11 protein-coding genes are annotated in these 14,066 nt (G+C 69.7%); 6 read left to right on the forward strand and 5 right to left on the reverse strand.

The window, feature by feature from the left end; all coding sequences use genetic code 11:
* Window positions 1–117: 117 nt before the first annotated feature.
* Entirely contained in the window at window positions 118–1,506 is a 1,389-nt protein-coding gene (locus AB0P24_RS38990; protein WP_365802575.1) for an OFA family MFS transporter, read from the forward strand.
* Window position 1,507: 1 nt separating this feature from the next.
* Entirely contained in the window at window positions 1,508–2,905 is a 1,398-nt protein-coding gene (locus tag AB0P24_RS38995; protein WP_365802577.1) for an OFA family MFS transporter, read from the forward strand.
* Between the two features lie 185 nt (window positions 2,906–3,090).
* Here AB0P24_RS38995 and fxsT read toward each other — a convergent pair whose 3' ends face one another.
* Window positions 3,091–5,673: an FxSxx-COOH system tetratricopeptide repeat protein gene (gene fxsT, locus AB0P24_RS39000; protein ID WP_365802579.1), complete on the reverse strand. Its 2,583-nt coding sequence runs from the start codon at window positions 5,671–5,673 to the stop codon at window positions 3,091–3,093.
* A 373-nt stretch (window positions 5,674–6,046) separates the two neighbouring features.
* Between fxsT and AB0P24_RS39005 the strand changes: the two genes are divergently transcribed.
* Together AB0P24_RS39005 and AB0P24_RS39010 are read left to right on the forward strand one after the other, a co-directional pair.
* Entirely contained in the window at window positions 6,047–6,229 is a 183-nt protein-coding gene (locus AB0P24_RS39005; protein WP_365802580.1) for a hypothetical protein, read from the forward strand.
* A 244-nt stretch (window positions 6,230–6,473) separates the two neighbouring features.
* The gene (locus AB0P24_RS39010) at window positions 6,474–7,466 is read left to right on the forward strand and encodes a hypothetical protein (RefSeq protein ID WP_365802582.1); all 993 of its coding nucleotides are present in this window, start codon (window positions 6,474–6,476) and stop codon (window positions 7,464–7,466) included.
* Window positions 7,467–7,561: 95 nt separating this feature from the next.
* Here AB0P24_RS39010 and AB0P24_RS39015 read toward each other — a convergent pair whose 3' ends face one another.
* The 4 genes from AB0P24_RS39015 to AB0P24_RS39030 form a co-directional block, all read right to left on the reverse strand.
* The gene (locus AB0P24_RS39015; protein ID WP_365802584.1) at window positions 7,562–8,239 is read right to left on the reverse strand and encodes a GntR family transcriptional regulator; all 678 of its coding nucleotides are present in this window, start codon (window positions 8,237–8,239) and stop codon (window positions 7,562–7,564) included.
* Between the two features lie 137 nt (window positions 8,240–8,376).
* Complete coding sequence (locus AB0P24_RS39020; RefSeq protein ID WP_365802586.1) at window positions 8,377–9,324, reverse strand: beta-ketoacyl-ACP synthase III; 948 nt, start codon at window positions 9,322–9,324, stop codon at window positions 8,377–8,379.
* A gap of 147 nt (window positions 9,325–9,471) precedes the next feature.
* Window positions 9,472–9,606 (reverse strand): hypothetical protein, encoded by a 135-nt coding sequence (locus AB0P24_RS39025; RefSeq protein WP_258574734.1) that lies wholly within the window; start codon window positions 9,604–9,606, stop codon window positions 9,472–9,474.
* The gene (locus AB0P24_RS39030) at window positions 9,581–10,909 is read right to left on the reverse strand and encodes an OFA family MFS transporter (protein WP_365802589.1); all 1,329 of its coding nucleotides are present in this window, start codon (window positions 10,907–10,909) and stop codon (window positions 9,581–9,583) included. The genes AB0P24_RS39025 and AB0P24_RS39030 overlap by 26 nt, the downstream gene beginning before the upstream one ends.
* A 268-nt stretch (window positions 10,910–11,177) precedes the next feature.
* On the opposite strand from AB0P24_RS39030, the gene AB0P24_RS39035 reads away from it, so the two are divergent.
* Both AB0P24_RS39035 and AB0P24_RS39040 read left to right on the forward strand, forming a co-directional pair.
* Window positions 11,178–12,149 carry a 2-dehydropantoate 2-reductase gene (locus tag AB0P24_RS39035; protein WP_365802591.1) on the forward strand — a complete coding sequence of 324 codons (972 nt, stop codon included), beginning with the start codon at window positions 11,178–11,180 and terminating at the stop codon, window positions 12,147–12,149.
* Window positions 12,146–14,065 (forward strand): molybdopterin-dependent oxidoreductase, encoded by a 1,920-nt coding sequence (locus tag AB0P24_RS39040; RefSeq protein ID WP_365802593.1) that lies wholly within the window; start codon window positions 12,146–12,148, stop codon window positions 14,063–14,065. Before AB0P24_RS39035 ends, AB0P24_RS39040 begins: the two co-directional genes overlap by 4 nt.
* Window position 14,066 lies beyond the last annotated feature (1 nt).

Genomic DNA, 14,066 nt, shown 5'->3' on the forward strand with positions numbered 1-14,066 from the left:
GGAAGGGGCCGGCCGGCGGAGCGCGTCCTCGGCCGGCCCCGGAACCCGTGCGCGCACGAAAGGCATTGGACAGGGGGCGCTGGCCAGAACTTTCGACGCAAGGGGTGCTGAGCGAACATGTCATCCATCGATCTACCGGCGTCCGTCCCCTTCAGGGAGGTGACGGACCGCAACGGCCGCAGGTACCGGATCGGCGAGACAGACGTCGATCTCATGGGCCGGAAACGGAAATGGATGGTCGTCCTGCCCTGGGTGGGCATGATGGGCATCGGCTCCGCCGAGTACGCGTTCACGTCGGCGGAGGACACGCTGCACGAGGCGCATCTGTGGAGCAGCGGGCACATCTTCTGGCTGACGGGCGTCTGGGTGTTCTTCCAGGCGGCCGTGGCCTTCCCGGCCGGACACCTGCGGGAGAGCGGACGGCTCCCCGCCCGTACGGCCATGCTGATCGGCGCGGCCTGCACGCTGGTGGGCTGTCTGTCGCCGGCGTTCGCGCCGAACGTGGTCGTCGCCTGTCTCGGCTTCGGCGTGTGCGGCGGTATCGGCGCCGGTCTCGTCTACGCGACCTGCGTGAACATGGTCGGCAAGTGGTATCCGGAGCGCAAGGGCGGCAAGACGGGCTTCGTGAACGGCGGCTTCGCCTACGGGTCCGTTCCGTTCGTGTTCCTCCTCACCTCGGCGCTCGACCTGAGCGACCACCGGGTTCTGCTGTCTTCGGTCGGCATCGGGCTGTGTCTGGTGGTCGCGTCGGCCGGCTGGTTCTTCAGGGACCCGCCGAAGAACTGGTGGCCGCCGCACGTCAATCCACTGAACGTCGCTCAGGACCCGCGAACACGGCGGGCGTTGGCGAAGAACCCGCCGGCGGTCAGGCAGTACACCCCCAGGGAGGCCGCGCGTACCCCCGTCCTGTGGATGATGTGGTTCTGCCTGCTCTGCACGGCCGGCATCAATGTCTTCGGCCTCGCCGTCCAGGTGCCGTTCGGCAGGGACATGGGGTTCGCGGGCGGGATCGTCGCCACCGCCATGTCGTTGGAGGCCGTCGTCAACGGCACCGGGGGCGGGGTCATCGGCTGGATCTCCGACCGGTACGGCCGCCGCAGCACCCTGATCATCGTCTGTGTCGTGCTCGGCACCGCACAGTTCGGTGTACTGGTCTGCGGCCAGGTGCACAGCATGCCGTTCTTCCTGTTCTGCTCGATGGTCTCCGGGTTCGCCGGCGGGGCGGCCTTCCCGCTCTTCGCGGCCATGACGGCGGACTACTTCGGTGAGAACAACAACGCCACCACCTACGGACTGGTCTACAGCTCCAAGCTGATCTCCGGCCTGGTGGGCTCCGGTCTGGGCGCGGTCGTCGTCGGTGAGGGGGACTACCACGGCGCGTTCGTGCTCGCGGGCTCCGTCGGCCTGGCCTCCGCGGTGCTGGCCCTCTTCCTCAAGGCACCGGGCAGGCCCAGCGCCCGGCGCATCGTCCCCAACCCGCATCCGCTCGGCGAGGAGATGGCGTGACATGTCGGCAGAACCTGTAGCCACGAACAGCACCGGCGCCGGACGGCGTCCGTACCGCGAGGTCACGGACGCCCGCGGCCGGGTGTACCGGATCGGGGAGACCGACCGGGACATCCTCGGCCACTCCCGCACCATCATGGTGTACCTGCCGTGGATCGCCATGATGGCCATCAGCGTCTTCGAGTACGCGTACGGCTCCGCGGAGGACACCCTGTCCCACGCGCACGGCTGGACGCAGTCCAACACCTTCTGGATCCTGAGCGTCTGGGTGTTCTTCCAGGCCGGCATCGCCTTCCCGGCGGGCTGGCTGCGCGAGAAGGGCATCCTGACCGCGCGCCGCGCCATGTACACCGGCTCCGTGATGTGCCTGATCGGTTTCCTCGCGCTCTCCCACATCAGCGAGATCTGGCTGGCGATCACCGGCTTCGGCGTGATCGGCGGTCTCGGCTCCGGCCTGGTCTACGCGACCTGCATCAACATGGTCGGCAAGTGGTTCCCCGAACGCCGGGGCGCCCGCACGGGCTTCGTGAACGGCGGTTTCGCCTACGGCTCGCTGCCCTTCATCTTCATCTTCAACTACGCCTTCGACACGGCCAACTACCACCGTGTTCTGGACCTGATCGGCGTCTACGTGATGGTCGTGGTGCTGGTCGCGGCGTTCTTCTTCAAGGATCCGCCGAAGAACTGGTGGCCGGCCGACATCGACCCGCTCACCCACTCGGGCGCCGCCAGGACCACGACGGCCCTCGCCAAGAACCCGCCCGCGGTACGGCAGTTCACCCCGAAGGAGGCGATCCGTACCGGCATGCTTCCGCTGATGTGGGTCTCGATCGTCATGACGGCCGGTGTCTCGATCTTCGGCATCTCGTTCCAGGTCGACTTCGCGAAGGACGTCGGCTTCGGCCCCCTCGTCGCGGCCTCCTCCATGGGCGTGATGGCGGTCATCAACGGCATAGGCCGGGGCGTGGTGGGCTGGCTCTCCGACCGCCTCGGCCGAAAGCCGACCCTCGTCTTCGTCATCGTCGTCCTCGGCCTCGCCCAGTTCGGCGTGATCTGGGCCGGTGACATCAAGAGCGAGTGGCTGTTCCTGTTCTTCGCCTTCCTCTCCGGCTTCGGCGGCGGCGCCTTCTATCCGCTCTTCGCCGCCCTCACCCCGGACTACTTCGGCGAGAACTACAACGCCACCAACTACGGCCTCGTCTACAGCGGCAAGCTCATCAGCGGCCTCTTCGGCGGCGGCCTGGGCTCCATGGTGGTCGGCGCCTGGGGCTACGACGGGGCGTACGCGCTGGCCGGCGGCATCTCGATGCTGGCGGCGGCGGTCGCGCTGCTGCTGCGGCAGCCGGGGCGGGGGGCGACCACGACGGTGGGGGCGGCACAGGCACAGACGGCGGCCTGACGGCTCGGCGCCTGTTCCTGTGCCGCCGCCCCAGTTCGGTTGATGCTCCTCTTGCCTCGGAGCGTTCGGTTGAGTCCCGGACCCGGGTCCGGGACTCGGCCGCTTGCGGACCGTGGTCTTCGCAGCCTTCCCGGACAACGCTGTGCCCGGTCCCGAGTGCGGCGGACCTCATCTCTCCGCGCAGGTCACCCGGCACCCGGGTCTTGGTCGCGACAACGGGCCAGTAGCTCTCGGGCGGTCTTCACGAGAGGGGCGTCCGCGGGCAGCACATCTTCGATGTCCAACAGAAGCCGAACCAGTTCGGCCACGGCCTTGGGGACGTCTCCCGCTTCCCCCAGCCTGCGCGCGTGACTGTACCGGGCAACGAACAGGTACGGATCGTCTGCGCGCAGGGCACGCCTCATGTCAGTCAGCAGCTGCGCAAGGTGAGCCACGGCCCGGCGAGGGTCCCCGGCCTCGCCATACCAGAAAGCAAGGTCCTGCCGGACCGCAAAGACCCGGCGATCGTCCTGGTGCAGCGCCTGGATCATGTCCGGCCAAAGGGTCCGCAACTCTCTGACGGCCGCGTGCGGATCTCCCGACTTGCCTCGCCAGTGGGCGAGTCTGTGGCGGGTGACCAGGGTGTCGGGATGGAGTTCGCCGAGGACCCTCTCTCTTCTGGGGACGAGTTCGGTGAGCGCAGTCGCGGCCCCTTGCGCATCGCCCGCCTCCCCGAGCCAGCGAGCGTGATCGTTGCAGGCGCTGAGGGTGTCCGGGTGGTCGACGCCCATGACACGCTCCAGGTCCGGCAGCAGTTCGGCGAGCGCGGCTGCGGCCCCTTCCGCGTCTCCTGCTTCCCCTCGCCAGCGGGCGAGGCTGTGCCGGGTGGCGAGGGTGTTGCGGTGTTCTGCGCCGAGTATGCGCGTCATGTCGGGCAGGAGATCGGCGAGGTCGGCCACGGCGCGGTCCTGCTCCCCCGCCTCACCTCGCCAGCGTGCCAAGTCGTGCCGGACAGTGAGAGTGTCGGGGTGGTCATCGCCCAGGACCCGTCGGTGGTCCATCAGCAGTTCGGCGAACTCCGCCGCGGCACCGACGGCATTTCCCGCCTGCCCCCGCCAGTAGGCCAGGCCGTGCCGGACGACGAAGGTCTCGGGGTGATCAGCGCCCAGCATGTTCCTCAGGCGGGGCAGTAGTTCATCGAGCGCGTTCACGGCTCCCACAGCATCCCCGGCCTCTCCCTGCCAGTAGGCCAGATGACCGCATGCGATGAGGTAGTCCGAGTGCTCGCGTCCCAGATGCCGCTCCACAGACTGCGCCAGGGCCTGGAAGCAGACCCAGGCTTCGGCGGCCCGGCCGACCCCTCCGAGGCTGGTGCCCAGCCTGAACAGCACTCCGTGTGCTTCCGAGGTGTACAGCGCGTCTTCGGCACCACTGGTGAGCGCACCGGCGTTGGAGCGCAGCGCGGCGGCCAGTCCCATGTCCCGTTCGCCGCCGGGCCACACGTCCAGGAGTGCGTCAGCTGCATCGCGGGCGCACTCGGTCCTGTCCTCATCCGAGAGGCGCTCGGACACGGCCCGCTGAATCAACTGGTGGACGCGTACCGCCCCGCTGCCGGCCTGAGCATCGTGTTCGATGAGGCTGAACTGACGCAGATTCGCCAGGGCGTCGGAGGCATCCTGCGTTTCGGTGAGGCCCTTGCCGACCGCACCTGGGCGAGCGGCGTGGCCGGTCAGGTAGCCCCGGGCGGGCGGGCTCAGCAGGACCGGCTCGGGAATGCCGTTCGGATCGAGCAGGCTGAGCAGGTGGAGCATGGGCCGAGCCAGTCCTCGGGGTGGCTGCTGGTCGGCGAGGTCGATGGACAGGTCCCAAGCCGCTGCCACGGTGAGGGCTTGGTCGTCGGGCAGTCCGGTGTCGGGGGGCAGCACGTCGTCGAGTGATCTGGCCCGGTTGGCCAGACGGGCGCGGTAGGTGGCGCAGTCCAGGCGGCGGTTGACCATGTAGGGGACGGCCTGTGCGAGAGCCAGAGGCAGCCGTCCGAGGTCTTCGGCCAGTCGCGCCGTTTCCTCCGTCGTGTCGTGCAGCCCATGGCGGGCAAGTTTGGCGGAAAGGTACTCGACGGATTCCCGAGTGGTGAACCGGTCGACATCGACACGGCTGCGTCCCGTACTCAAGAAGACCGCATCGCGGTTACGGGTCGTGACCAATGTTTGCCCGTGTGAAACATCGGGAGGCCACAGATTCTGCAGGACCTGAACATGCGGAACGTCGTCGAGCACCACCAGCCACCGCGCACCCAGCCGCCCACGGCCGGTGCCTGGGGCCTGTTGCAGCCATTTACGGAACAGGTCGGCCGCTGCCTGCGGGTTGTCCTGACTGGCATCCAGCAGTCTGGCCGAGGCGCCGGCGTAGGCGTCGACGACCGCTGAGTGGGAGGTGGCGTTCACCCACACCAGCACCTCCACGCCGCCGGCCTCGTACAGATCGCGAGCGTACTGGGCGGCCAGTTGGGTCTTGCCTACGCCGCCCATCCCGCACACGATCCACTGCCGCGCCCCCTCATCGCTCGCTGCGAGCTGCCGCAGCGCGTCAATCAGCCCGGGCCGTGCCCGGTAGCAGTCTGCCCGGGCGGGCACCGGGCCGAACTCCCCTCGTACCACACGCCCGCGGCCGGGCCGACCGGCCTGGTGCTGGCGCACCGCCTCCAGACGCAGATCCTCCCACGTGGCCTCAGAGTGCCGCGGATACCCGGCACCTGCTTTCTCGGCCCGGTGAGCCAAGAACGCGACCAATGCCTTCAGAGTGCGTCTGTGCTGGGCAGAGGGAACGGCGGTGCCACTCACCCACCCGTGAAGAGTGGTACGAGACGCCTTGCACGCCTTGGCCAAATCGTCGGCGGAGGGGGTGTTCGCCGCCTGGTACAGGGCTCGGAGCTCCCTTGTGAACCGCGGGACTTCAGGTGCATTCGGCTGTGCGGCCACGCCCACCCCCCATGTGACCGACGCCCCATCCGGACCGGATGACGTCCAGACGCTATTTCAATCAAGCTGACCTGGGAAGACAGCCATCCAGCCGTTCCGGGCGCTTCCTCAGGATGCCCGTATCTGGGGTCATGACTCCACCAAGCACGTGCTTGGCACGCCAGTGCTGTGGAAGGTGCCCGCCATGACCGCCCTGTACCAAATCCTCGACGGCACCGTGCTGCCCGCCGGTATCGGCGCCATTCTGTACGTCGGCACGGTCACGGTGGTCGCCCTGACCGCGGCACTGGCCCGGGATCCCCGCCGACGCCAGGACGCCCGCAAGGCACTCACGGTCCTCCTGCACCGCAAGGGCGCGGGCCGCTGAGGTGACGGCATGCCCCTGGCCGACTCCCGTGCCTTCACCGGACCTTTGCGTGTATCTGACGAGGGTCTGTCGACTCAAGTGGCTGTTGTCGTTCCGATCTTGGGCGGTGTCCGTCGAACGGGAGCTCCGACTGGGTGGTCACGGTGTGCTCGGCGCATACGCGAAATTCATACGCGCCGACTGCGCGGAGTCCCGTAGATTCCCGGCAAGGGCCCGCCCGAGGTGCTCCTAGGAGGGGGCATCGATGACCGTGGAGACGATACCGGTGAAGGCGGCGCCGAAGTCGCTGGTGTGGCAGGGGGACGAGCTGGTCTGCGCGGTCGGCGGCGGCCGGCGCTGGGGCCGCGGCGGGGAGGAGCTGAAGGCGGCCGCCTTCACGTGGAGCTTTCCGTTCGACGCCGGGACCGCCTCGGTCTCGGGGCCGTACTCCGCCGTGTACCAGGAGCGTGGCACCAAAGGGGTGCTGCTCGAAGGCGAACGGGTCGTGCGAGAGCTGAACCGCAGCTACTACCACGCACCGGACTACGACTACCCGCTCGCCCTGGGCGCGTCGGGCAACGGCCGTGAGGTCGTCGTGCACTGCCCGGACGATTACAACGTGCTCCAGATCGAGGACGCGGCGAGCGGCGAGCGGCTGACCGTCGGCGGGCGTGAGCCGCGGGACGTCTTCCATTCCAGGCTGAGCCTGAGCCCGGACGGCCGGTACCTGCTCTCGGTCGGCTGGTTCTGGCAGCCCTTCGGGACGGCTCTGGTCTACGACACGGCGCTCGCGCTCAGCGACCCGGGCACCCTGGACGGCGACGGTGTGCTGCCGTCGGCGGCGGTCATGAGCGGCGAGGTGACGGCGGGCTGCTGGCTCGACGCCGACCGGCTGGTGCTGGCGACGGGGGCGGAGGAGTGGGACGAGGAGGAGACGGCCGGGCTGCCGCCTCGCCACCTGGGTGTGTGGTCGGTGTCGGAGGGACGATGGCTCCACCGCAACCCGGCCGGCGACGCCGAGCCGGGTGTCCTGCTCCTGCCCCGCGGCGATCAGGTGATCTCGTTTCCCGGTCACCCGCGACTGCTCGACGCGGCCACCGGGCGGCTCGTCGCGGAGTGGCCCGAGGTCGGCGTACCCGCCAAGGGCGCGTGTTTCGGCGTCAGCCATGTCCCGACCCCCGTTGCCGCCCTCCACCCCGACGGCGCCCGGCTGGCGGTCGCGCAGGCGGACGGCATCGCCCTGATCACCCTGCCCTGAACCGCCGTCCCGCGGCGCACCCGGTCGTGAGCCGCCCGGCCCGGCGAGCCGTGATCATGGAGCCTGCGGTTAGGGCCCGCCGCCGGGCCTTGCGGTCAGGTCGTCTCCCGCGTGAGATACGACCGGCGCGTGTGCTCGGTGTGCTCGCGCATCAGCTGCGTGGCGCGCTGCTCGTCACGGTCCACGATGGCGGCGATCAGGCCGCGGTGCTCGATCCAGGACTGGCTGCCGCGCTGCCGCGCGACCGGCGTGTAGTACCAGCGCACCCGGCGGTCCACCTGCGCGGCCAGTTCGGCCAGCACGGCGTTGCCGGCGAGTTCCATGATCTTGGCGTGGAACCTGGCGTTCATGGCGACGGCCCCGTCCACGTCGTCGGCCCCGACGGCCTTCTCGCCCTCCGCGCACAGGTCCTCCAGGGCCTTGATGCCCATGGCGTCGGCGTTGGCCGCGGCGAGCCGTGCCGCCTCCGCCTCCAGGAGTGTGCGGACGGTGAGGAGTTGGTCGGCCTCCGCCTCCGTCGGCTCGTGCACGAACGCGCCCTGCGCGGGGCGGAGGTCGACCCAGCCCTCGGTGTTCAGCCGCTGGAGTGCCTCGCGCACCGGCTGCCGGGAGACGCCGAGGTGGCCGGCGAGTTCGCTCTCGACGAGGTGCTGGCCGGGCTGGAGAGCACGGGTGGTGATGAGTTCCAGCAGCGCCTCGTAGACGCGGTCGCGCAGCGGCCCGGGGCGTTCCAGCTTCGGCACCGCACCCTGCGGCAGTCCGGCAGACAGCATCGGTCTCCCCCTCCTCGGCAGACGCGCAGCGAGTCCGTCTCAGTATCGATTGGCTTTCGTCTACAGTCTACGGTGCACAAAGGCCAGGCGGAGCGGGAGTCGGGCGCGTCACATCGCGGTGCGCCCCTGGAGAGGGATCAGGGACAGCGGACGACCTGACCGGCGTACGACAGGTTGCCGCCGAACCCGAAGAGCAGGATCGGGTCGCCCCCTGACACCCGCCCCTGCTCGACCAGCTTGGAGAGGGCCAGCGGGATGCTCGCGGCCGACGTGTTCCCCGACTCGGTGACATCGCGGGCGACGACCGCGTTGACCGCGCCGATCTTCTGCGCGAGCGGCTCGATGATCCGCAGGTTCGCCTGGTGCAGGACGACCGCCGCGAGGTCGGCGGGGGCGATCCCGGCCTTCTCGCAGGCGCGCCGGGCGATGGGCGGCAGCTGGGTGGTGGCCCAGCGGTAGACGCTCTGCCCCTCCTGCGCGAACCGGGGCGGGGTGCCCTCGATCCGTACGGCGTGGCTCATCTCGGGGACCGAACCCCACAGCACCGGCCCGATGCCGGGCTCCTCGCCGGGCCCGCACGCCTCGACCACGGCGGCGCCCGCGCCGTCGCCGACCAGGACGCACGTCGTACGGTCGGTCCAGTCCGTCACCTCGGACATCTTGTCGGCGCCGATGACGAGGGCACGGGTGGCGGCGCCCGCGCGGACGGTGTGGTCGGCGGTGGCGAGCGCGTGGGTGAAGCCGGCGCACACGACGTTGACGTCTATCGCGGCGGGCTGCGGGATGCCGAGCCGGGCGGCGACCCGCGCGGCCATGTTCGGGGAGCGGTCGATCGCGGTGGAGGTGGCGACCAGGACGAGGTCGATGTCCGCGGGGGTGAGGCCGGCCGCGGCGAGGGCCTTGGCCGCGGCGTGGGCGGCCAGTTCGTCGACGGGTTCGTCGGGTCCGGCGATGTGCCGGGTGCTGATGCCCACCCGGCTGCGGATCCACTCGTCACTGGTGTCGACCATGCCCGCGAGGTCCTCGTTGGTGAGTACCTTCGCGGGCTGGTAGTGGCCGACGGCGGCGATGCGCGAGCCGTTCATGGGTGGTGGGTCCCCCTCGTTGCCTCGGTATGGGCCCACCAGTCTGTTCAGTGACTCACGGGTACGACGGCACGTAAGGCCACAGGAAACGGGCGCCCGAGTTGTCGGCTTCTTGCAGACCCTCGGACGCCCGAGCATTCCGGGCGGTCATCCGTTGAACAGCTGTGTCGCCTTCTGTACGAGTTCGTACACCCCGTAGGCGAACGGCGCGCCCACCCAGATCCAGGCGACCGCGATCAGCCAGCGGCGGTCGGGCTCACGCAGGCTGCTGTCGTTCGACATCGACGGCCTCCCTCGGGGCGGGGATGTGGTGGCGGGCGTGGACGGGCCGGACCAGCTCGTTGGCGATGAACCCGACGACGAGCAGGCCGATCATGATGCCGAAGGAAAGGGTGTAGAGGTCGGAGCCGTGCTTGCCGGCGCTCTTCTGGTGGTCGGCGATCCAGTTGACGATCAGCGGTCCGAGCACACCGGCGAGGGACCAGGCGGTGAGCAGCCGGCCGTGGATGGCGCCGACCTGGTAGGTGCCGAAGAGGTCCTTCAGGTAGGCGGGGACGGTCGCGAAGCCGCCGCCGTAGAAGGAGAGGATCACCAGCGCGCAGAGGATGAACAGCGGTTTCGACGAGTCGCCGAAGAGGGCGATGAGCAGGTACATCAGGGCGCCGACGCCGAGGTAGACGCGGTAGATGTTCTTGCGGCCGATGAGGTCGGAGGTGGACGACCAGCCGATCCGGCCGGCCATGTTGGCGGCGGACAGCAGGGCGACGAACCCGGCCGCCGCGGACACCGACACCGGGGTGGAGCTGCCGGCGAAGAAGTCCGTGATCATCGGGGCGGCCTTCTCCAGGATGCCGATGCCGGCGGTCACGTTCATGCAGAGCACGACCCACAGGCACCAGAACTGCGGGGTGCGGATCGCGCTGTTCGCGGAGACCTGCACGCCCTCGAAGGCGCTCGGCGCGTCCTTGACCGGCCGCTCCGTGCGCGGCACCCGGATCAGCAGCACGCCGAGGGTCATGAAGACGGCGTACGACAGCCCGTGCACCAGGAAGGCGACCGCGATGCCATCGTTGTCACTGCCGAAGGACGAGAGCATCTGCGCGGACCACGGAGAGGCGATCAGCGCGCCGCCGCCGAAGCCCATGATGGCGATGCCGGTGGCCATGCCGGGCCGGTCCGGGAACCACTTGATCAGCGTGGAGACCGGCGAGATGTAGCCGATGCCGAGCCCGATGCCGCCGACGAAGCCGTAGCCGAGGACGATCAGCCAGAACTGCTTGGTCTCGGCGCCCAGCGCGGAGACCAGGAAGCCCGAGGAGAAACAGATCAGGGCGACCGTCATGGCCCAGCGCGGTCCGTTGCGCTCGACGAGGGTGCCGCCGAACGCGGCCGACAGACCGAGCATCACGATCGCGAGCTGGAAGGGCAGCGCGCTCTCGGTGCCGCTCAGGTTCAGCGCGGATTCGAGCGGCGGCTTGAACACGCTCCAGGCGTAGGCCTGGCCGATGGAGAGGTGGACGGAGAGGGCGGCGGGCGGGACGAGCCAGCGGCTCCAGCCCGGCGGTGCTACAGGGGGGCTGCTCATGAATCCCGAACGGTAGGGCCGGGCCAGGTGGTTGAGAAGGCGACGGCTCGATCGTATGCGATGAGCGGTATCCAGAATGCGCCGAACGGTCGCTGTCCGAACCCTTGTCGCTCCCGGCTCCATACTGTAGACAATATTTCGTCGACATGATGCGGTCGAAGATCGAAGATCGAAGCAGCTCCACAGGATCCGGCCCACGAACGCGGCCCGAAAGAGGCCGCGTCCGAGGCCACCTCCGCGGTATCCCTCAAACCGAACGGAGCGTTCCGTGAAAGTCGCAGTCCTCGGCGCCGGTGCGATCGGCGCCTATGTCGGTGCCGCGCTCCACCGCGCGGGCGCCGATGTGCATCTCATCGCCCGTGGACCCCATCTGGCGGCCATGAGGCAGTACGGAGTACGGGTGCTGAGCCCGCGCGGCGACTTCACCGCGCACGCCCACGCCACCGACGACCCGGCCGAGGTCGGCCCGGCCGACTATGTCTTCCTGGGCCTGAAGGCCACCTCGTACGCGGCGTGCGGGCCGCTGATCGAGCCGCTGCTGGACGAGCGGACGGCGGTGGTCGCCGCCCAGAACGGCATCCCCTGGTGGTACTTCCACCGGCACGGCGGCCCCTACGACGGCCACCGCGTCGAGAGCGTCGACCCGGACGGCACCGTCAGCGCCGTACTCGCCCCCGAACGCGCCCTCGGCTGCGTGGTCTACGCGGCCACCGAGCTCGACGCCCCCGGTGTGGTACGGCACTTGGAGGGCACCAGGTTCTCGATCGGCGAGCCGGACCGCAGCGTGTCCACGCGCTGTCTGCGGTTCAGCGAGGCCATGCGGGCCGGCGGCCTGAAGTGCCCGGTGGAGCAGGACCTGCGCAACGACATCTGGCTCAAGCTGCTCGGCAACATCTCCTTCAACCCGATCAGCGCGCTGGCCCGCGCCACCATGCGGCAGATGTGCCTGCACGGCGGCACCCGCCGGGTCATCGAGATCATGATGCGCGAGACGCTGGACGTCGCCGAGGCACTCGGCTGCGAGGTCGGGGTCTCCATCGAACGCCGGCTGGCGGGCGCGGAGAAGGTCGGCGACCACCGCACCTCCACACTCCAGGACCTGGAGCGCGGCAAGCCACTGGAACTGGACGTCCTGCTCGCGGCCGTCGTCGAGCTGGCGGACATCACCGGCGTCGAGGTGCCCACCCTGCGCACCGTGCACGCCATCTCGGACCTGCTCGCGCTGAGGAGCGCCGCATGAGGAAGAGGCAGCAGAAGACCTACACCCGGCTCACCCACCCGCTGGTCCGCGACGGTCGCGACGAGCCGTTCCGGCAGGCGGGCTGGGCGGAGGCCCTGGACCGCGCGGCCCGCGGTCTGGAGCGCAACCGGGACGCGTTCGGGATGTTCTCCTGTGCCCGCGCCACCAACGAGATGAACTACGTGGCGCAGAAGTTCGCCCGGGTGGTGATGGGCACCAACAACGTCGACTCCTGCAACCGGACGTGCCACGCGCCGAGCGTCGCCGGTCTGACGGCCGCCTTCGGCTCCGGCGGCGGCACCTCCTCGTACGAGGAGATCGAGCACACCGACGTCATCGTGATGTGGGGCTCCAACGCCCGGTTCGCGCACCCGATCTTCTTCCAGCACGTGCTGAAGGGGATCCGGGGCGGCGCCCGGATGTACGCGGTCGACCCGCGCCGCACCTCGACCGCCGAGTGGGCGGAGAGCTGGCTCGGGCTGAACGTCGGCACGGACATCCCGATGGCGCACGCGATCGGCCGGGAGATCATCCACGCCGGTCTGGCCAACGAGGCGTTCATCGAGCGGGCGACCAGCGGCTTCGAGGAGTACAGGGCGCTCGTCGAACCCTGGACGCTGTCCCTCGCCGAGAAGGTGACGGGCGTACCGGCGCGCGCGACAAGGGAGTTGGCGCACGCCTACGCCCGCGCCGAGCGCGCCCAGCTGTGCTGGACCCTCGGCATCACCGAGCACCACAACGGCACCGACAACGTCCGCGCCCTGATCAACCTCTCCCTGCTCACCGGCCAGGTCGGCCGGTACGGCGCCGGGTTGCAGCCGCTGCGCGGCCAGAACAACGTGCAGGGCGGCGGCGACATGGGCGCCATCCCCAACCGCCTGCCGGGTTTCCAGGACATCCTCGACCCGGCGGCGCGGCTGAAGTTCGAGTCGGCCTGGGACACGGTCATCCAGCCGCACTACGGGCTGAACCTCACCGAGATGTTCGAGGCGATGGAGGAGGGCACGCTCCGGGCGGTCTACTGCATCGGCGAGAACCCGGCCCAGTCGGAAGCCGACAGCGAGCAGGCCGTACGCCGGCTCCAGGCCCTCGATTTCCTCGTCGTCCAGGACATCTTCCTCACGAAGACGGCGGAACTGGCGGACGTGGTGCTGCCCGCGACCGCCGGCTGGGCGGAGACCGAGGGCACGACCACCAACAGCGAACGCCGGGTTCAGCGCGTGCGCCGTGCGGTCACGCCGCCCGGCGAGGCCCGTGAGGACATCGACATCATCTGCGCGCTGGCGGCCCGGCTCGGCCATGACTGGAGGTACCAGGACGCGGAGGCCGTCTGGAACGAGCTCCGCGCCGTCTCCCCGGACCACTACGGGATGACGTACGACCGTCTCGCCGAGCACCAGGGCATCCAGTGGCCGTGCCCGAGCACCGAGCGCCTCGAACCGACGTACCTGCACGGCAGGTTGTGGGAGACGGACCCGGACAGGCGCGGGACGCCGGCGCCGTTCGGGCTGGTGCGGCACGATCCGCCGGTCGACCTCACCGACGAGACGTACCCCGTCCGGCTCACCACCGGGCGACGGCTCGACTCCTACAACACCGGTGTGCAGAGCGGCGGTTTCGCCTCCCCGCTGCGGCGCGGCGAGTACATCGAGCTGTGCCCCGAGGACGCCGAGCGGTACGGGGTGACCGTCGGCGAGGAGGTCCGGGTGTCCTCGCGGCGGGGCGCGGTGGTGGCCCCGGTCTGGATCGACACGGCGCTGCGTCCCGGTCTCGCCTTCATGACCATGCACTTTCCCGACGAGGTGGACACCAACCAGCTGACCATCGAGGCCAACTGCCCGATCGCGGGGACGGCGGAGTTCAAGGCGTCGGCGATCCGTATCGAGAAGCTTCCGGTCGCGACCATCGTGAGGTGAC

Source organism: Streptomyces sp. NPDC086519, from assembly GCF_040686075.1.
Classification (GTDB): domain Bacteria; phylum Actinomycetota; class Actinomycetes; order Streptomycetales; family Streptomycetaceae; genus Streptomyces; species Streptomyces shenzhenensis.

Bases quoted from the DNA above. Each gene is read 5' to 3' on its own strand.
- AB0P24_RS38990 (WP_365802575.1), top strand. From the start codon at position 118: ATGTCATCCATCGATCTACCGGCGTCCGTCCCCTTCAGGGAGGTGACG.
- AB0P24_RS38995 (WP_365802577.1), top strand. From the start codon at position 1,508: ATGTCGGCAGAACCTGTAGCCACGAACAGCACCGGCGCCGGACGGCGT.
- AB0P24_RS39005 (WP_365802580.1), top strand. From the start codon at position 6,047: ATGACCGCCCTGTACCAAATCCTCGACGGCACCGTGCTGCCCGCCGGT.
- AB0P24_RS39010 (WP_365802582.1), top strand. From the start codon at position 6,474: ATGACCGTGGAGACGATACCGGTGAAGGCGGCGCCGAAGTCGCTGGTG.
- AB0P24_RS39015 (WP_365802584.1), bottom strand. From the start codon at position 8,239: ATGCTGTCTGCCGGACTGCCGCAGGGTGCGGTGCCGAAGCTGGAACGC.
- AB0P24_RS39020 (WP_365802586.1), bottom strand. From the start codon at position 9,324: ATGAACGGCTCGCGCATCGCCGCCGTCGGCCACTACCAGCCCGCGAAG.
- AB0P24_RS39025 (WP_258574734.1), bottom strand. From the start codon at position 9,606: ATGTCGAACGACAGCAGCCTGCGTGAGCCCGACCGCCGCTGGCTGATC.
- AB0P24_RS39030 (WP_365802589.1), bottom strand. From the start codon at position 10,909: ATGAGCAGCCCCCCTGTAGCACCGCCGGGCTGGAGCCGCTGGCTCGTC.
- AB0P24_RS39040 (WP_365802593.1), top strand. From the start codon at position 12,146: ATGAGGAAGAGGCAGCAGAAGACCTACACCCGGCTCACCCACCCGCTG.